Source organism: Paenibacillus polymyxa, assembly GCF_018614975.1.
GTDB classification, from domain to species: Bacteria; Bacillota; Bacilli; order Paenibacillales; family Paenibacillaceae; genus Paenibacillus; species Paenibacillus polymyxa_E.
This window is the reverse complement of sequence record NZ_JAGGNR010000021.1, coordinates 1-19,299: the sequence shown is the minus strand read 5'-3', so window position 1 is coordinate 19,299 and position 19,299 is coordinate 1. Positions and strand designations below refer to the sequence as shown.

General features: G+C 46.6%; 18 protein-coding genes and 1 pseudogene. 13 read left to right on the top strand and 6 right to left on the bottom strand.

Annotated elements, in window-relative coordinates:
- The first annotated feature begins 140 nt into the window (after positions 1–140).
- Positions 141–623 (top strand): hypothetical protein, encoded by a 483-nt coding sequence (locus J7E78_RS18285; RefSeq protein ID WP_215077621.1) that lies wholly within the window; start codon positions 141–143, stop codon positions 621–623.
- Positions 624–887: 264 nt separating this feature from the next.
- Positions 888–1,589, top strand: a complete 702-nt coding sequence (locus J7E78_RS18280) for a M50 family metallopeptidase (protein WP_215077620.1) — start codon at positions 888–890, stop codon at positions 1,587–1,589.
- Positions 1,590–1,687: 98 nt separating this feature from the next.
- Here the strand turns inward: J7E78_RS18280 and J7E78_RS18275 are convergent, their stop codons facing one another.
- From J7E78_RS18275 to J7E78_RS30055, 5 genes and pseudogenes are all read right to left on the bottom strand, one after another.
- Positions 1,688–2,059, bottom strand: coding sequence for a DUF4363 family protein (locus tag J7E78_RS18275; RefSeq protein WP_215077619.1), 372 nt, complete (start codon positions 2,057–2,059; stop codon positions 1,688–1,690).
- A gap of 26 nt (positions 2,060–2,085) precedes the next feature.
- Positions 2,086–2,814, bottom strand: a complete 729-nt coding sequence (locus tag J7E78_RS18270; protein ID WP_215077618.1) for a DUF421 domain-containing protein — start codon at positions 2,812–2,814, stop codon at positions 2,086–2,088.
- Positions 2,815–3,122: 308 nt separating this feature from the next.
- Positions 3,123–3,986 (bottom strand): SDR family oxidoreductase, encoded by an 864-nt coding sequence (locus tag J7E78_RS18265; RefSeq protein ID WP_215077617.1) that lies wholly within the window; start codon positions 3,984–3,986, stop codon positions 3,123–3,125.
- Positions 3,983–5,050: a mannonate dehydratase gene (gene uxuA / locus J7E78_RS18260; RefSeq protein ID WP_215077616.1), complete on the bottom strand. Its 1,068-nt coding sequence runs from the start codon at positions 5,048–5,050 to the stop codon at positions 3,983–3,985. The genes J7E78_RS18265 and uxuA overlap by 4 nt, the downstream gene beginning before the upstream one ends.
- 96 nt (positions 5,051–5,146) lie before the next feature.
- Positions 5,147–5,267, bottom strand: a pseudogene (locus J7E78_RS30055) (GntR family transcriptional regulator); the annotation flags it as partial.
- A 212-nt stretch (positions 5,268–5,479) separates the two neighbouring features.
- On the opposite strand from J7E78_RS30055, the gene J7E78_RS18255 reads away from it, so the two are divergent.
- Both J7E78_RS18255 and J7E78_RS18250 read left to right on the top strand, forming a co-directional pair.
- A complete protein-coding gene (locus J7E78_RS18255) occupies positions 5,480–5,782 on the top strand; it encodes an ArsR/SmtB family transcription factor (protein ID WP_017688208.1) in 303 nt (100 codons plus the stop codon).
- Between the two features lie 88 nt (positions 5,783–5,870).
- Positions 5,871–7,274: an aldehyde dehydrogenase gene (locus J7E78_RS18250; protein WP_215077615.1), complete on the top strand. Its 1,404-nt coding sequence runs from the start codon at positions 5,871–5,873 to the stop codon at positions 7,272–7,274.
- 31 nt (positions 7,275–7,305) lie between these two features.
- Here the strand turns inward: J7E78_RS18250 and J7E78_RS18245 are convergent, their stop codons facing one another.
- On the bottom strand, positions 7,306–8,217 hold the full coding sequence (locus J7E78_RS18245) for an AraC family transcriptional regulator (protein WP_215077614.1): 912 nt from the start codon (positions 8,215–8,217) through the stop codon (positions 7,306–7,308).
- Positions 8,218–8,437: 220 nt separating this feature from the next.
- Between J7E78_RS18245 and J7E78_RS18240 the strand changes: the two genes are divergently transcribed.
- From J7E78_RS18240 to J7E78_RS18200, 9 genes are all read left to right on the top strand, one after another.
- The gene (locus tag J7E78_RS18240; RefSeq protein WP_215077613.1) at positions 8,438–10,627 is read left to right on the top strand and encodes a glycoside hydrolase family 52 protein; all 2,190 of its coding nucleotides are present in this window, start codon (positions 8,438–8,440) and stop codon (positions 10,625–10,627) included.
- Complete coding sequence (locus tag J7E78_RS18235; RefSeq protein ID WP_215077612.1) at positions 10,624–12,771, top strand: alpha-glucuronidase family glycosyl hydrolase; 2,148 nt, start codon at positions 10,624–10,626, stop codon at positions 12,769–12,771. The genes J7E78_RS18240 and J7E78_RS18235 overlap by 4 nt, the downstream gene beginning before the upstream one ends.
- An 81-nt stretch (positions 12,772–12,852) precedes the next feature.
- Positions 12,853–13,920 (top strand): NAD(P)-dependent alcohol dehydrogenase, encoded by a 1,068-nt coding sequence (locus tag J7E78_RS18230; RefSeq protein ID WP_215077611.1) that lies wholly within the window; start codon positions 12,853–12,855, stop codon positions 13,918–13,920.
- Between the two features lie 166 nt (positions 13,921–14,086).
- Positions 14,087–14,353: an HPr family phosphocarrier protein gene (locus J7E78_RS18225; protein ID WP_026081056.1), complete on the top strand. Its 267-nt coding sequence runs from the start codon at positions 14,087–14,089 to the stop codon at positions 14,351–14,353.
- Between the two features lie 144 nt (positions 14,354–14,497).
- Positions 14,498–14,749, top strand: a complete 252-nt coding sequence (locus tag J7E78_RS18220; protein WP_062834756.1) for a type B 50S ribosomal protein L31 — start codon at positions 14,498–14,500, stop codon at positions 14,747–14,749.
- Positions 14,750–14,934: 185 nt separating this feature from the next.
- A complete protein-coding gene (locus J7E78_RS18215) occupies positions 14,935–15,243 on the top strand; it encodes a Dabb family protein (RefSeq protein ID WP_215077610.1) in 309 nt (102 codons plus the stop codon).
- A gap of 158 nt (positions 15,244–15,401) precedes the next feature.
- Positions 15,402–16,163, top strand: coding sequence for an SDR family NAD(P)-dependent oxidoreductase (locus J7E78_RS18210; RefSeq protein ID WP_215077609.1), 762 nt, complete (start codon positions 15,402–15,404; stop codon positions 16,161–16,163).
- A 251-nt stretch (positions 16,164–16,414) separates the two neighbouring features.
- Complete coding sequence (gene poxB, locus J7E78_RS18205) at positions 16,415–18,142, top strand: ubiquinone-dependent pyruvate dehydrogenase (RefSeq protein WP_215077608.1); 1,728 nt, start codon at positions 16,415–16,417, stop codon at positions 18,140–18,142.
- A gap of 316 nt (positions 18,143–18,458) precedes the next feature.
- Positions 18,459–19,214 (top strand): SDR family NAD(P)-dependent oxidoreductase, encoded by a 756-nt coding sequence (locus J7E78_RS18200; protein ID WP_215077607.1) that lies wholly within the window; start codon positions 18,459–18,461, stop codon positions 19,212–19,214.
- Positions 19,215–19,299: the final 85 nt, after the last annotated feature.

Sequence of the window (19,299 nt, the reverse complement as noted above, 5' to 3'; positions counted from 1 at the left end):
ACCGAAAAAGGTACAATAATACAACATGCTGAGGAATGGAGTGCCATTCCTTTGCCTTTTTGCAAAGCAGAGAGCACAGTGATGTGCTCTCTCTTTGTTGAATAAGGTGACCGGATTAAGGATACAGGAGGACGCATTAGATGAATTTAAATGAGGAACATGAAGTGCTGTTAAGTGAACAGCCTGCCCATCTGTGGAGACGACGCAAGCTGGAGCTGATGCAGTGGACGGAACGTGACAAACATACGGTATCCTCGAAGAAAACGGAGATTTGGAACGGTGTTGAAGTTGATGCCGAGCTTGTGAAGGCATTGTCCATACTTCAGAAGGCGGGGGTAAAGACGGAATTTTCATGTGCAGGGGTGAGTCCGCTCGATGAACCTTTCGATCATTCCCTTTATGCGTATGTTACTCTTGTGCAAAGTGAAGTTGCGGATCAATTCGTGCACTTCGCGCTCCGTCGGATGCGGAATCGACTACTCGTTACGCTAGAGGCCGAGAAGGGCCGCTATGATCTATCTTCTTTTTTCATTGGACACAATCGGAGCTTCTGCTGGTGGATGGAGCACTGCGCCTTACAATTCGGAAGCCGAAACGAATCGAGTGAAAAAAGCGTAGTATAAGTGCGTGTTCAAAAAGATCGGTTTTCAGTACCGAGAAGATGGGATGAAGCTAGAAATGGAGTAGCGGAGCGTAGGAAACTACGTGAGCAACCACAATGTTTCCAAAGGAAACATACTTCGTAAGCCTCCCGCTTATTTCGGCTGAATGCCATATTCGATGCTGATGATGCCATTAGGTATCCTTCGTAATCAAAAGCGGACTTTTTGAACAACCTCTATAAAGGATAGGCTTGTTTACTTTAAGGTAAAGGAGGTATGACACGATTGAATAAGTGGGTCAAAACAGTACTTTTTCTACTAGGCTCCGTCTTTCTTACACGATTCATCCCATTTTCGTCCTTGTTCCGTAACCTGGATACGATGATTCACGAATTCGGTCATGCACTAATGACACTGGTTTTGTCCGGTAAAGTGCTGCGGATTGAATTATACGCTGATCATAGCGGCGTGACCTATTCGTCCATGCTGACGCCAGGCAGATCGATCCTGGTTTCTCTGGCGGGATATATCAGTGCATCACTGTTCGCCTGGCTGTTGTTCTATTTATACCGCAAAGGCCTGCACATGTGGGGACTTGGTATTATGACAGCTGTCGCTCTGGTGTCACTCCTGTTATATGTAAGAGGGGAGTTCGGCATGTTATGGCTGACTGGGTTCATCGTACTTAACGTTGTCATTATGATTTTTGGTGCCAAGATCGTGAAGTTCTATTATCTGATACTGGCTTTTCTTACGCTGGAAGAGTCGGTCGTTAGTGCCGTATACGTTGGACTGATGTCTTGGACCCAACCTTCACGGGCAGGGGATGCGGCGAATCTCGCTCAGCAGACATTCCTTCCGGCGCTATTCTGGGGAACGCTGTTTGCTCTGTTTGCACTGTGGTGTGCGAACAGAGCACTCACTCTCTTTTTCCGCAAAGAAAGCACTTCGCGATCGTCACGGTCTCGGGGATTACGAAGAGCGTAATGATTATAAAGGTATACAAAGCAAAAGGCACTTCCTTTCTTCACGAAAGGAGAGTGCCTTTTGCTTTGGACGTACATCTGATATTGAACAAATTGAACCTAATTTCCAAGATTATCCCATAATACATAAAAGTAATAAATCTCCTCCATAATCGCCTTATCATCCTGTGCTGCAACGCCGCCTTTCATCCGAGCAAGGGTGCCCAGAATGTCATATATCGTTTCACGCTCCACACTAAACTGAATGCGGTTGACGATTTTATCCCACGCCTGCATCGCATAATCAATCTGTGACTTGGCTGCCGTCCACTGTTTGCCCTCAACGTGCTTTTCCAGCGTTTGCACTGATTCGAGTAATCGATCTTGGGTACCAAATGGTTTTTTGAGATATGTTCCGCTAGCCATGATCGCTACGAATAGCAAGATCAAAAAGATTGGAAGTACATATAGCAACCAGAAACGTGTTTTCATTCAACCACCTCCCGCAATGTGAACATTTAGAATGGTCCTTCATAGTCACCCATATCCACTTTTTCGTTAAAACGATCATCGAAGAGATCAATGTACAATTTGTCATTGGGTAGAATGGCAGCAAATGCAATATCTTGAATCGTCACTTTTTGCTTTTTCAGTTGTTCGGTGAGCCACTTGATATCCTTATGTCTCTCATACAAGTTCTGTTTGATCAGAACACCATCAATGATCAGTTCGGTCATCAGCTTGCTTTTCGGGGGATGCATATGCATATCTTTGGCGGTAACAGGCTGATGCTCCGGTTTTAACACAACAGAGAGACTGCCATCGGGCTCCATGATAGCATAGTTGATTGTAGTAATATCAAATACATCTTTTTGGCGGAGCATGACGGTCAGTTCGTCAAATTTCACACGCATTTTATGCAGGTTTTGTTCCAGAACTTTGCCTTCCTGAATCACCAGGGTAGGATCGGAATCCATCAATTTGGAGAGGGTTCGACTTTTCATCGTAACGAACTGAAAGATGATCGTGATCAGTGTGAAAATGGTCAGCGCAACAAAATGAATCCATGCCTTCGAAGATAACTCTGTCGCAAATGTTCCTGCGATGGAACCGATGGTGATCCCGTTAATGTAATCAAAATACGTCAGGTTACCCATTTGTTGTTTACCTAGCACCCTTGTATAGATGATCAAGGTTATAAAGGTGATAATCGAACGAACGGTGACAACCCATGTTTCTTCCATCATATATGTATCGCCTTCCTTTACTTCACTTAGCCTAGTACTATAACAAGCTTTTCCTACGCTGGATGATCTTATGCTTGAACACAAAAAACCGAAACCTGGATAAGTGCCCCAGGCTTCGGTCTCTATAAATTCTCTATATTAGTTGAACTGATTATTTACACGTAACGGAGAGGAAAGAAAAAACCTGAAAAAGCGAAGCGCTCGCCTTTATCGCCGGATTTCTCCTTCTAAAAAGTGAATCAATAAAATCTGGGGATAACAGCGATTGGAAGGTTGTTCTTTCATCGGAGTGTCTGTGTAAGAAATCGTTAAACACCGGAATAGGCCATAAATCCGCCATCTACCGGAATGACTGTGCCAGTGACAAAGCCGGATTGTCTTTCATCCGCAAGCCACATCAACGTGCCAAGCAGGTCTTCCGGTTTGCCGAAGCGACGCATGGGTGTATGCGCAATAATTTTACTGGAACGTTCCGTTGGTGAGCCGTCTGGTTGCAGTAATAGATTACGGTTTTGCTCAGTTAGGAAGAACCCAGGTGCAATAGCATTGACACGAATACCGGATTCGGCCAGATGAACGGCGAGCCACTGCGTGAAGTTGTTAATTGCTGCCTTCGCAGCGCTATATGCAGGAACTTTCGTCATGGGCGATGGGGCGCTCATGGAAGAAATGTTGATGACAGTCGCCGGAACATCACGCTCTATCATATGTCTTGCAAAGATCTGAGTGGGGATGAGAGAACCGACAAAATTCAGATCCATCACCTGACGAAATCCCTCTACACTTACATCGAAAAATGTAGTGATATTGCTCTTTTCCAGATCTTCCAATCTGAAAATTTCATTTGTGGTGTTGGCACTGGCGTTATTGCCACCCGCGCCATTAATCAGAATATCGCATGGCCCAAGCTGTTCCAGCACAGCATCTGCCGCCGCTTGCACACTATCGGCCTGGGTTACGTCACAGGCAATAGCAATCGCTCTGCCACCGGCAGCTTCAATCGCAGCTACAACTTCCTGCCCCTTGGACACGGTGCGGTTCAGGATGGCTACACTTGCACCGTGCCGAGCGAGTTCTTCCGCCATGGAGCGGCATAGCACTCCGGCACCTCCGGTGATTACAGCTGTTCTGCCTTCAAGACGAGATGAGCGTTCATATTGGTGTTCACTCATGCTTTTGCCCTCCTTTGCAGGGAATCCCAGACGCCCCAGAGATACATGATCCCCAATGCCCGGTCATAGAGTCCATAGCCAGGTCGGCACTGTTCTCCCCAGAGATGACGACCGTGGTCGGGTCTTGCATAACCTTCATAACCGATATCGTGATAAGCCTCAACAACCCCTGCAATATCAACACTGCCATCCTGACTGCGATGTGAGGTTTCGATAAAGTCGCCGTTATCGTAGATTTTGACATTACGAATGTGGGCAAATGGAATTCGATCCTTGAATTCGTGTACCATCCCGATAATGTCATTGTCAGCATTCGCTCCCAATGAGCCACTGCACAGCGTCACGCTATTATAAGGGCTATCATAAAGATTCAAATATTTCCGAACATTCTCCTGAGTTGTAATAATCTTTGGTAATCCAAAGATTGGCCATGGCGGGTCATCCGGATGGATCGCCATTCGAATCCCCAGCCGTTCCGCTGCAGGAATAATTTCTTGCAGGAAATAACGTGCGTGCTCCCACATATGGTCTTCGGTTACATCTTTGTAGGCTTCAAACAGTCCGGTTAAATACTGCAATCGTTCCGGTTCCCAACCTGGCATGGTGAGTGCGGAGTTTTCCGTAATGCGTCGAACGAGTTCCAGAGGTTCTATATCTGCGAGTTTACTGTGCTCATAGAAGAGGGCAGTTGAGCCATCCTCCATTTCCTTGTGCATATCTGTGCGAAGCCAGTCGAAGATCGGCATAAAGTTGTAACAGATAACCTTCACACCCACCTGAGCCAGTTTCTCCATTGTTTTGATATAGTTCGCAATGTATTTATCCCTTGATGGCAGGCCCAACTTGATATCCTCATGGATGTTCACACTCTCAACGACATCCAGATGTAACCCGGCCTTGTCTGCTTCTGTTTTGACAGCGAGTATTTTGTCCATCGGCCATTCCTCGCCAGCAGGAACATCGTGCAGTGCCCACACAATACCTTCAACACCCGGAATCTGCCGGATATGATCCAGCGTTACCGTATCATTGCCTTCGCCGAACCAGCGAAAAACCATTCTCATCACGTTCACCTCATCATGAATAGTAGGAAGAAAAATTCAGTTGTTGAAAATAGGAAGGATATGTATCCTGCAGGACAGCTCCGGTTTGATCCTGCATTCCTGTTGCCACGCAAGGTTCTGTTCAAGTGCCATCAATCTGTTCGTTCGGAAAGTTCTCGCAGGCTAGCCTGATTACGGCTCGTTCTAGCTGTTCACGCATGAATCGTGCTTCCTCAACTTCAACTCCTTCATTGACATACTACCATACTTGTATGGTAGTATGGAAGCGCTTTATCGGTATAGTTTTAAATTTAGTTGTTGGTTTACTTGCAGTTTAAGTGATTAAAGAGTACAATTCAGTCACTTGGTTCGAATGTTTAAACCAACAGACATCAAACAGAGAAAATATACGTAGAAATAATATATAAGAAATAGCATAGAGGTGAAACCATGGGACAAAAAGCAATTAGCGTTTTTCAAACCTGTATTCCATTATTTCAGGTGTTAAGTGACAACCATCGTCAATCCATTTTGCTGACACTCACCGAGAAGGGCAGAATGACGGTGAACGAAATTACCGAACAATCCAGTCTATCCCGGCCAGCCATATCTCATCATCTCAAGCTGTTGTTAGAGAAGGGGCTTATATCTGTGGAACAGAAGGGTACACAGCGCTATTATTCGGCTTCATTGAATGCATCGGTGGAACTGCTGAAGGAACTGGTAGCTGCTTTGGAAGAAGAGTGTCTGTAGATTAATAGTGATCAAACATGCTTTGGCATGTGTCTTATAGGTTCGTAAGTTTAAACGCTTGATCAATAATGAACAGAGGAGTATATATATGACAACGACTATACAGGAAGTAACCAGTCAGGAAGTTGAACAGATTTTGGAGCAGCAACGACAATTTTTTCGTTCCGGGGCAACACGATCGGCAGAAGCTCGAATTGCGCGTTTGACCCAACTGAAGCAGGCCATTCAAAAGTACGAGTCCAGACTGACCGAAGCTCTCTATCAGGATTTGGGCAAAAGTGAGTTCGAATCGTATACGACCGAGATCGGATTTATGATGGATAGCATCACACACACCATTCGTAAAGTGAAGAAATGGGTGAAACCCGTTAAAGTCAAAACGCAAATGGCACTCCTGGGTTCGAAAAGTTATATCATACCTGAACCCTACGGGGCGGTTCTGATCATCGGACCGTTTAATTATCCTTTTCAACTCTTAATCGAACCATTGGTAGGTGCTATTGCGGCAGGCAACACAGCCGTGCTCAAAGCGTCAGAGAATACACCTGCGGTGTCCGCTGTTATACGTGAGATGATTGCGAGTGTGTTCGAACCGGCATACGTACAAGTGCTTGATGGTGCAAAAGAAACAACGACAGCGCTGATTAACGCGCCATTCGACTATATCTTTTTTACAGGCAGTGTACCGGTAGGCAAGATTGTGATGGAGGCAGCTGCCAAAAATCTCGTTCCCGTTACGTTAGAACTTGGAGGCAAGAGCCCGGTCATCGTGGATGAACAGGCGGATATCAAAGTAGCAGCTGAGCGCATTATATGGGGCAAACTGCTCAATACAGGACAGACCTGTATCGCACCCGATTATTTACTTGTGCATGAGCGCGTGAAGGAACCGTTAATTACGGAGATGAAAGCAGCGATTGTATCCTTCTTTGGTTCGGATATTCAGCACAACAAGGACTATGGGCGAATCGTGAACAAGGGACATTTTAAACGACTGACGACTTTGATTGAACGGGATCAGGCCAAATTAATATATGGGGGAGCTTCGGATGAGGAAGATCGCTTCATTGAACCTACTTTAATTGATGCGGAGTCCTGGGATGCAGCAACGATGGAAGATGAGATTTTTGGACCCATTCTGCCAATCATTAGTTATCGTAACCTGAGTGAAGCCATTGTAGAAATCGTAAAGCGGCCGAAACCACTCGCCTTGTATTTGTTCACTTCCGACACCCGGGTTCAGGATAAAGTGCTGCGCGAAGTTTCTTTTGGAGGCGGCTGCATTAACGATACCATCACACATGTTGCGAATCCACGTCTGCCGTTTGGTGGTGTTGGTCATTCTGGTGTTGGTTCGTATCATGGGCAGTACAGCTTCGAAACCTTCTCTCATCTCAAAAGTGTACTGAAAAAAAGCACTAAGTTGAATCTGCCGATTCTATATCCACCGTATGATAACAAGCTGAAGCTGATTAAGCGTTTGTTGAAATAATTAAGAAAAACTAACAGCCTGCTACTGGACCTTATTCCAGAGCAGGCTGTTCCTGTCGGTAACGGGAGGGTGACATGCCTGACCAGCGCTTGAATTGACGACTGAAATGGGCAATATCCTTATAACCAAGCATGACGGCAATATTCTGCACGGACAGCTTCGGATTGCCCAGAAGAAGCTTCGCTTCATGCAACACCAACTGGGACAATACAGCACGGGGAGACTGACCGAACACCTGCTTGAACACACGATTACAGTGAGAAGAACTGATGCCCAGCTCTGCTGCAATATCATCAATGCCATAGTGACCGTTGGATTCGTGTCCCTGTTTGAATTGCTGACTCATCAGACCTTGCAATCGATTACGAATCTGGTGGGCGAGTTCGATCTTCTCGTGTCCGTCGGTAAACCATTGCGCTGCCTCTTGCGAGACTGCCTCCCACAGATGGCCAAATAGTTCAAATACCGCAGATTGCAACTGCATACGCTGTACCATCGTATTTGCTGTTTCATCATCCGCAGATGACATCAATTTGCGTAAAACCGGCTCAATCTGCTGCGTAACCGGACTATCCCTACTAAATCGTACTTGTTTGATGCGGGCCAGCAATGATAGGAACAACTGATCATCAATGTCAAAATGCATGCAAAAATACGTGAATCCCTTGCCGTTATGGCTCTGGCTGGAATGAATGCTTCCCGGAGGAATCAGGAGCAGTTCGCCAGCCTTTTGAATGTATAGGGTACCATTCACCATCATGCGTTGCTCGCCTTCCGTGACATAATTCAATTCATATTGAGGGTGCTCATGCGCCGGATAATCCCAGTCCGTACCGACACTTCGTAAATGAATAGCGAACAGATTAACCGTTGTTTGCACATCTGGATAAAAAACTTCATGGACACTTTCTCCCAAAGTAGGAGGCAAGTAAGTTGAAGACATGGGAGATCCCCCTTCATAAGAGGTTGTTTAAAAAATGTAATTTTGATTACGCACTTATATCAAATGGAATGGTTTCGTGTAACCGCTTTAATCCATTATAGTCTATCAGCTTGATTTGGGTAAATATCCGATTGATTTGATCATGGTCTGAGGTGGAACCCCGTGGTAGGATGGGGCTAATGAAAACGTATGCAAACCATTCTGAGAGGGGTTATGATTCATGAATACATCCAAATCCATCTTTTATAATGCACATCACGCACCGATTGGTGCTTTTGCGAGTTTTACACTGGGATACAAAGGAGCCAAAGGAGGGCTGGGTCTTGAACTCGGCAAGCCGGCTGACCAGAATATATATATTGGATTACAATCTCGCGATGGCGACAATTATCAGGCGCTTCCTTTTTATGAAGCTTCCGAGGATGAGAGCAGCCGTTATGATGTAGAGAAGTTGGAGAATGGGGACCCGACGTCGACAACAGCGACCAAAGTTCCACAACCTCTGATTACGGCTTTTCGCGATGAAGATATTACCCGTGAATTCACCTCGGGTACGGATACATGGACTGCTGGAGATCTGACGTTCCGTATCTACTCGCCTGTACGTCCAGTACCTGATCCAACGAGTGGGGATCGTGAAGCCTTAATGGATGCACTCGTACCTGCCGTATTGGTTGAGATGACGATTGACAACACAGAAGGTCAACAACCCCGCAAAGCCTACTTTGGCTATCAGGGCAATGATCCGTACTCTGCGATGCGTCTGATTGGGGGACCGGAAGGTGGCTCCATCACAGGTGTGGGACAAGGTCGACTTACAGCGATTATGTCGGCAGATGACGGACTGTGGCCCGCACGCGGATTTACGTTGGAGAAGCTCTTGCAGGAGAAACATCGGGATAATCTGGCATTTGGACTTGGCTCAACCGCTGCACTACTGATGGAGGTGCCTGCTGGAGAGAAACGTACGTATCAATTCGCAGTATGTTTCTATCGCGGGGGCATTGTGACAACCGGAATGGACACTACGTATTGGTATACGCGGTACTTCTCCGATATTCAGGCAGCAGGAGAGTATGCACTACAACGCTTCAGTGAGTTGACCGTATCCTGTGGAGAGGTTGAACAGCGCCTTGGATCGGCTGCTTTGACCGAAGATCAATCATTCATGCTTGCTCATTCCATTCACAGCTATTATGCCAGTACTCAACTGCTGGATGCCGATGGTGAGCCACTCTGGGTGGTGAACGAAGGGGAGTATCGAATGATGAACACACTTGATCTGACGGCTGATCAGTTGTACTTCGAGCTTGCCTTGAATCCATGGACGGTGCGTAATGAGCTGGAGTGGTTTGTAAAACGGTACAGTTATACGGATCAGGTACGTTTTCCGGGAGAAGAGAAGTTATATCCGGGCGGAATTACCTTTACCCATGATATTGGTGTTGCCAATGTGTTCTCACGCCCTGGACACTCGGCATATGAGCTGGTTGGCATTGACGACTGCTTCTCACAGATGAGCCACGAGGAACTGGTGAACTGGCTCTGCTGCGCGACAGTATACATTGAACAGACACAGGATCAAGCTTTTGTGAAAAACATGTTGCCTGTTATCCAGGAATGCTTCGAAAGCATGCTTAATCGTGACCATCCCGATGCTGAGCAGCGTAACGGTCTGATGGGTCTGGATAGCAGCCGAACCCAAGGTGGAGCGGAGATTACAACCTACGACAGCCTGGATGTGTCACTTGGACAGTCTCGCAATAATATCTATCTGGCGGGTAAATGTTGGGCGGTTTATGTTGCATTAGAGAAGCTGTTCGCAACGGAGAAGTTGGCGGATCTGTCCCATCAAGCTGGGCTTCAAGCGGATCGCTGCGCTGCCAGTATTGCTGCACAGTTGACTGATGGCGGCTACATTCCAGCTGTTATTGCAGAAAATAATGATTCTCGAATCATTCCGGCGATTGAAGGTCTGGTGTTCCCGTACTTTACAGGCTGTGAAGCAGCACTGGATGTCAATGGTCGCTTTGGACCTTATCTGAAAGCACTCCAAACTCATCTGAAGACGGTTCTTGTACCGGGAACATGTCTGTTCGAAGATGGAGGCTGGAAACTGTCCTCAACAAGCAATAACTCGTGGCTGAGCAAAATCTATTTGTCCCAGTTTATCGCTAGAGAGCTGCTGGGTGTGGAATGGAATGAGACAGGCAAGGCAGCAGACGCGGCTCATGTCAACTGGCTGCTGCATCCGGAGGAATCCTACTGGTGCTGGAGTGATCAGATCCTGTCTGGTGTGGCGGTTGGCAGCAAGTACTATCCGCGTGGTGTAACGTCAATCCTATGGCTACTCGAAGGAAAAGGGAATCGCCTTGCGCAGATTTACGCTAGCAAGGAGGTGGTACAATGAGCCAATCCGTCGTTCAATCCGCCTTGTCAGGTCCGCAGTATGATGCGTGGCTGGGATATCACTCTGAATTGCCGAGAGCAAATGGAATTGCCCAAAAGACGGCTCCTGCTTGGAGCAAGCTGATATTGGTGGAAGAGAACCATGGAGTAATCACAACAGCTCTGACCGAACTTTCACGGGGACTAGAGAGATTATATGGCGTGAAACCGTCGGTCATTCATCTGTCTGATGCCCAGGCAAGTGAACGGGACAACCATGCTTCTGCTCCCGCAATACGAATCGGCACTTGGACAGGGAGCGATTCCGTGGCTGGGTTGTTCAGCGAGACAGAGCGTTCAACGGTTCAAGGGGAAGGATACATCATTCGTGAGAACGAGACCGAGGGTGTACTGGTCATTGGATCAGAGACCCCCCAAGGTGTGCTCTATGGCGCATTCCATCTGCTTCGAGAGCTGACAATGGATCAAGGAAGTGCAAGTGAGGCCGATGACGCTGTGAATAAGTGGAGCTTCATTACAGAGCAGCCTACCAATGCACTACGAATGATTAATCAGTGGGATAACGTGGACGGCAGCATTGAGCGTGGTTACGCAGGAGAATCCATTTTCTATGATAACGGGGAATTCACGCTGGACTTGGGACGCATCCGGGATTACGCACGTTTGCTCGCTTCCACTGGAATCAATGCTATATCGATCAACAACGTCAATGTACACCGCCGTGAGAGTCTGTTTCTGACGGAACGTTATCTTAGTGATGTGGCGAAGGTTGCCGCTGAATTCAGAGCGTATGGCATTCGATTGTTCCTTAGCGCAAACTACGCAAGTCCAATTGAGATTGGTGGATTGCGTACGGCTGATCCGCTGGATGCGCAGGTACGGGAATGGTGGAACATTCAAACGGCCAAGGTGTACGCAGCGATTCCGGATTTTGGCGGTTACCTGATCAAGGCAGACTCCGAGAATCGTCCGGGACCATTCACGTATAACCGTGATCATGCCGATGGTGCAAACATGCTAGCTGAAGCTCTTCGGCCATTCGGTGGATTGGTCATCTGGCGTTGCTTCGTTTATAACTGCAAGCAGGACTGGCGGGATCGCTCCACAGACCGTGCGCGGGCAGCCTATGACCACTTTACGCCGCTGGACGGACGATTTGCCGAAAATGTCATTTTGCAGATCAAAAACGGGCCGATGGACTTTCAGGTGAGAGAGGCGGTATCCCCGCTGTTCGGCGCCATGGAAAATACAAATCAGGTGATTGAATTTCAGATTACACAGGAGTATACCGGGCAACAACGTCATCTCTGTTATCTGGTTCCCCAGTGGAAAGAAGTATTGGACTTTGACACATACGCCAAAGGCGAAGGTTCAGAGATCAAGCGAATCGCGGACGGTTCTCTGTATAAACGACCATACAGTGGCTTCGCCGCAGTATCCAATATTGGTGCAGATGCCTGTTGGACAGGACATCCCCTCGCGCAGGCGAATCTATATGGATATGGAAGACTTGCGTGGAACCCGGAGCTGTCCGCGGAAGAGATTGCCGATGAGTGGGTGAGACTCACATTTGGACATGAAGACGAAGTTGTGCGGCAGGTTACGGGCATGCTTTTGACTTCACTAGATATCTATGAGCATTATACGGCGCCTCTCGGTGTAGGCTGGATGGTTAACCCGGAACATCATTACGGACCGAATGTAGATGGATACGAGTATTCCAAATGGGGAACGTATCACTTTGCCGATTGTCATGGCATTGGTGTAGATCGAACCGTGAAGAGCGGTACAGGATACACTTCACAGTATCACCCTGAGAATGCTGATCGCTATGAGTCCGTAGATACCTGTCCGGATGAGCTGATCTTATTTTTCCATCACGTGCCGTACACCCATGTTCTGCATTCGGGTAAAACGGTCATTCAGCATATTTATGATACACACTTTGAAGGTGTTGCGCAGGCGGAGGCATTAGCCGAGACATGGAGAGGGTTGGAGGGCAAAATCGACCCGGTCATTTTCAGTAAAGTTGCTTCATTACAGGACAACCAGGCCGAACATGCGAAGGAATGGCGGGACATGATCAATACGTACTTCTATCGTAAAAGCGGCATTGCAGATGAACAAGGTCGAACAATCTATTAATTGGTGATGTGAAAAAAGAAGATACCCTGTTTTCTTTGATGTAGAATAGACAGCATGGACATACATGAGGAGGAGAACCGTATGGGACAACATCAACTGCCCGAGACCATGAAAGCTGCTGTCATGGCAGAACCAGGACACATCATTATTGAGGAACAACCCGTTCCGCAACCGTCAGCGGATGAGGTGTTAATCCAGGTGATGGCTGTCGGGGTGTGCGGCTCGGATGTGCATTATTTTGAACATGGACGCATTGGCAGATTTGTGGTGGAGAAACCGATCATTCTGGGTCATGAGTGTGCGGGGATCATTGCTGCTGTTGGCTCGAACGTATCACGTCTGAAAACAGGGGATCGGGTTGCTATTGAGCCTGGGGTGACTTGCGGACGCTGCACGGCATGTAAGGAAGGTCGCTATAACCTGTGTCCGGATGTACAATTTCTGGCGACCCCTCCGGTGGATGGGGCATTTGTACAATACATGGTGATGCGTGAAGATATGGTATTCCCAATTCCGGATCATCTGTCTTATGAGGAAGCAGCTATGAATGAGCCATTCTCTGTTGGCATTCACGCTGCACGCCGCAGCAAGTTGGCTCCGGGTACAACCCTGGCGATTATGGGCATGGGTCCCGTCGGACTCATGGCTGTGGCTGCTGCCAAATCTTTCGGTGTAGAGAAGATCATTGTAACGGATCTGGAGGAAGTTAGACTGGAAGCAGCTCGCCGCATGGGTGCCACTCATACCATTAATGTGCGGAATGAAGATGCGCTGGCTGTGATTCGCGAGTTAACAGGTGGTGTAGGTGTCGATACCGCATGGGAAACAGCGGGCAATCCGAAGGCGCTACAATCCGCTCTGTATTCACTTCGACGTGGAGGCAAACTTGCGATTGTGGGCCTGCCTGCACAGGACGAGATCGCACTCAATATTCCATTTATCGCGGACAATGAAGTTGATATCTATGGCATATTCCGTTATGCCAACACGTATCCGGCAGGAATTGAGTTCCTGAGCTCCGGCCAGCATGACGTAATGTCCCTGATTACAGATCGTTATTCACTCGAAGAGACACAGCAAGCGATGGAGCGTGCATTACACAATAAGAGCGGCAGTCTGAAGGTCATGGTATATCCGAACGGCAGATAAGAGCAGCTTGAAAGAGTCCGGCAATTCAGGACTCTTTTTTTTGTTTTTTTTGCGAAAAATTATGGGTCAAGCTCCCATAACATGGTATAATTCATGAAGATTTTAATATATAAATGGATACACACCATATTGGTGAATAAGTACTTAGCGAAAGGAACTGAAGGTTGTGAGAGTACATGAATTTATGATACACGCTGATTTTCATCGGGATGATCTGATGTCGGTATCTTCTCAAGCGTCGCGTTTTTCCTCGGATATTATTTTGTCGTATATGGAGTCTGAGCATGAGCATCGTGTAGATGTCAAAAGCCTGCTTGGCATGGCGTTACTACCCATTCGATATGGTAGTGTTGTCAGATTACAGACAAGAGGCAGGGATGAACTGGAGGCTTTGGAGTACATGTTGAATGTACTGGAGAAAGGGACGGCGTGACACCTGATTAGGTGCAAAATCACAGATATCATATTTTTTTTAGCTATTCCTCAAAACCTGCTGGTACTTTGTCCAAAAAAAGAGTATAATAAAATGTAGTTTGATTCTAAAGAAGTACCCATATTAAAGGAGTGTAAATAGATTATGCCAAAAGTTGACATCCATCCAAAGACACAACTCGTAATTTTTTACGATGCAAGTGCTGATTTCAAATTCCTGAGTTCTTCCACGAAGTTCTCTAACGAAACTATGGAATGGGAAGACGGTAACTCTTACCCAGTAATCCGTGTGGACACTAGTTCCGCATCCCACCCGTTCTTCACTGGTAAACAAAGAAACGTGGATATCGGTGGCCGTGTTGATAAATTTAACCGTAAATACAACATCAACAAATAAGTTTGTCCTTACATTAGAAAAAAACCTCGGGATTTGTCCTGAGGTTTTTTTGTGTACATATTTAGGGGGATAACAGCGATCGGAGGGATGTTCTGTCATCTTAATTCAACCAATTATTGCGCTTACAATACATTCGGATGTACACTAGGAAACAGAGTACGAACATATTGGAGGAGGAAATAGAGATGAACAGCATCACACATATGGTAACGTTTACACTTTACGCAGGTAAAGATACACCGGAGGCCGAAGTATTTTTGAAGGAAAGTTCGGATGCACTGGCTGTCATTCCTGGGGTAGAGCAGTTTCAGGTTCTGAGACAGGTAAGTGAGAAGAATGAGTTTGACTACAGCTTCTCGATGGTCTTTGCGGATCAGGCTTCGTATGATGCATACAACAATCACCCGGTTCACCGTCAGTATGTAGAAGAGCGTTGGGAAAAGGAAGTCAGTCGCTTCCAGGAAATCGATCTTATTCAACATAATAATTCATAGTCTCCACATATAATGAAGAAATTTGAACTACCATTTACAGCATTGAACAATGCTGTATATCTCTCTGAATAACACGTAATTAATGAACAAAAATAACATATTTTCGAAATCGTTTTCGACCATTTCGACCAAATGAATTCAAGGAGGTTTTCGCTGTTATGCAATTGGATCTCTCAGGAAAAACGGCTCTGGTTACAGGCGCAACCGGACAATTGGGGAGAGTCATCGCCCGTACTTTGGCAGCCTGTGGCGCCAATCTGGCTCTACATTACATAAATAATGATACCAAGGCTCGGGAGCTTCAAGGCGAGATTGAAGCACTCGGTCGTAAGGCTGTAATTGTACAAGGAGATATTACAAAGCAGGATACGGCATTTCGGATGCGTGATGATATTCAGTCTGTCCTTGGCGGAGTGGATATCGTTGTTGCCAATGCGGTCATTCAATATGAGTGGACAACGGTGTTGGAACAGTCTCCTGAAGATTACTTGAGCCAGTTTGAATCCTGTGTCATGCAGAGTGTGTATCTTGCCAAAGCTTTCATTCCACATATGCAAGATATCAGAGCTGGTCGGTTCGTTGGTATCAATACGGAATGTGCGATGCAAAATTTCGCTCACCAATCGGCCTACACTGCTGGTAAGCGTGGAATGGACGGTGTATATCGCGTGCTTGCCAAGGAGGTTGGCGAGTATCAGATTACTGTAAACCAGGTTGCACCTGGATGGACAATTAGTGAACGTGATCGTTCCAGTGAGCCTGGACATGATGAGGCATATACGCGTACCGTGCCGCTGAAGCGCAGGGGTGAAGATCAGGAAATCGCCAATGCGGTAGCTTTTCTCGCTTCGGATCTGTCCTCATTTATCACAGGTGCCTATATCCCGGTAAGTGGTGGCAATGTGATGCCTGCTATCTAGCTGATTTGGATTCAGGAATTCACTTAAAAATGAATATACTGAGTGTAACCGCAATCCGTTTGTCATTCGACAAGCGGATTTTTGGCATTTTGCTAACAATGAAAAAATGGTTCAAGGGGCAGATTTTTGTTTGATATATCCAGACATACATATGAGTTGGTTCGAGTTTCAGCAGATTGGGGTATAAGAATAGGTATATTAACAGAGTGGAAACATAATCAAAATGAGCAATTAAAGGAGACACATCTATTATGAAAAAAACAGTCGCGGACGTTCTGGTTGAATCCTTATTGAACGCTGGTATCAAACGCATATATGGCATTGTTGGAGACTCCTTGAATGCGGTACTCGACTCCATCCGTCGTTCGGGCAAGATAGAATGGATTCATGTACGTCATGAAGAAGTAGCAGCATTTGCTGCTGGGGCGGACGCTCAGGTCAGTGGAAGTATCGCTGTCTGCGCAGGTAGTAGTGGTCCTGGTAATATGCATCTGATTAACGGTCTGTACGACTGTCATCGCAATCGTGTTCCTGTACTCGCCATCGCTGCACATATCCCAAGTGACGAGATTGGCAGTGAATATTTTCAGGCGACCCATCCGGAGTATCTGTTTCAGGAATGTAGTGATTATTGTGAAGTCATTACAACAGCAAAACAGATGCCGCGTTCTTTGACGATGGCCATTCAGACAGCAGTGGCACGTTCGGGTGTGTCTGTCGTTGTATTGCCGGGGGATGTAGCAGGACTTGAAGCAGCGGATCTGCCTGTGCCTGAGCATGTGTATCACGCAACCAACCCCGTGGTACATCCTTCTGAGGCTGAACTCGTTAAACTGGCGGAGTATCTGAATCAAGGCAAAAAAATTACGTTATTGTGTGGTGCAGGCTGTGCGGGCGCTCGGGAACCCCTTATGCAGCTCTGTGATCGCTTGAAATCCCCCATGGTTATTGCGCTACGAGGGAAGGAATATTTGGAGTATGACAACCCTTATTCCGTGGGTCTTACGGGTCTAATTGGGTATTCATCCGGTTATCATGCCATGATGGACTGTGATGTACTATTGATGCTGGGAACGGATTTCCCATATCGTCAATTCTATCCCGAAGATGCGACTGTGCTTCAGGTCGACATTCAGTCTTCCCATCTGGGTCGGCGCACGAAGCTGGATTACGGCGTATGTGGGGATGTGAAAGCGACCATAGAAGCCTTGCTTCCTTATCTGACAGAAGAACACAATGACAAACATCTGCATAAGAGTGTGGATCGTTATGTGAAAGTACGCAAAGATCTGGACGAGCTGGCCGTTGGAAAACCGGGTAAAAAGCCTATCCATCCGCAGTACCTGACCAAGGTCATTAGTGATGCCGCAGCTGAAAATGCCATCTTCACCTGTGATGTCGGTACTCCGACAGTATGGGCGGCCCGTTATATCGAGATGTCCCGTAATCGCAGGCTGCTTGGTTCATTCAGTCATGGTACGATGGCAAACGCTTTGCCACAGGCAATTGGCGCTCAGATTGCTGATCCGGGCAGACAAGTCATCTCATTGTCGGGTGATGGTGGTATTACGATGCTGATGGGTGATCTGTTGACACTGAAACAGCATAATCTGCCGATCAAAGTTGTGGTGTTTAATAATGGAGCACTCGGTTTTGTTGAGCTGGAGATGAAAGCTGCCGGATTCCTGGAATCGGGAACAGAGCTTGTGAATCCCAACTTTGCGATGGTCGCTCAGGCCATGGGCATGGAAGGTATTCGGGTTGAGGATCCGGATGAACTGGAAGGTGCTGTGCAGCGTGCGCTTCAGCATGATGGTCCTGTACTGATTGATGTGGTGGTGAACCGTCAGGAATTGTCTTTACCTCCGAAGATTGATATCAAACAGGCGGAAGGATTCACCTTATGGATGATGAAAGCCGTGCTCAATGGACGCGGTGACGAAATTATTGAATTGGCAAAAACGAATTTACTGCGTTAAAGTGTTTCGATAAGTGGATATGCACCGTTTGAAGTTGTAGAGATCCCGACTTAAGAAGTATTGTATATGTAAAAGAGGAGCATGCAACAAGACGTTATAGTTGTGTGCTCCTTCATTAGAAATGCTGAAAATGTTATATAGTATGAATCCATATTATATGATTTGTTTTTATGTCGAAAGTCTATTAGAATAGGTAAAGTCAGGAAGGTTTTATGACATTTTTGACCTACATATTGCATTATTGCATGTACGTACGTTTCATATCGTATTCACCGATCCAAACACAAGATGACACACACACATGGAGGAGATCAACATGAGTCACGCAGAAAAAGTAGCTATTATCACTGGAGCAGGAAGTGGATTGGGCCAAGCAGCAGCGCTAAAGCTGGCTGAGAAGGGTGCATCCATTGTTGTCGTGGATCTTGTCAAAGAAACAGGTCTTGAAACGGTTAAGCAGATTGAGAAGTTGGGAAGTAAAGCGATTTTTGTACAAGCAGATGTGAGTAAAGCACCTGAAGTTGAGAATTATGTGAAAAAAGCAGTCGAAGAGTTCGGACGAATCGACATGTTCTTTAATAATGCAGGTATTGCGGGTCCTGGGATCAAGTTGATTGAACATACGATTGAGCAGTTTGACCAGATCATTGATATTAACCTGAGAAGTGTATTCTACGGGTTAAAGTATGTAATTACTGAAATGCTCAAAACCGGCGGAGGTTCCATTGTGAACACAGCCTCCACAGCGGGTATTGTTGGTGTACCCGCGGTTGCACCTTACGCAGCAACCAAACATGGCGTGGTCGGCTTGACCCGTACAGCTGCGATTGAATATGGCAAGGACAACATTCGTGTAAACGCGATTGCGCCAGGTACAATTGAGACACCGATGGTGGTTCAGTTCGGGAAAGACAACCCTGAAGTGTTCAAGGCAACTGTTGACAGCATTCCATCCGGACGTCTGGGCAGACCGGAAGAGATCGCGAATTTGGTTTCCTTCCTGCTGGGAGATGAAGCGCCATATATCAATGGTGCAGTATATCCGATCGATGGTGCAGTTACGGCCCAATAAGAGTTCTGCTTATCGGTAAATAGAATAGCCGTTAAAATAGTTAAAGAGAGGTCACTGTATGCGTACTGATATGCTCCCCTCATAG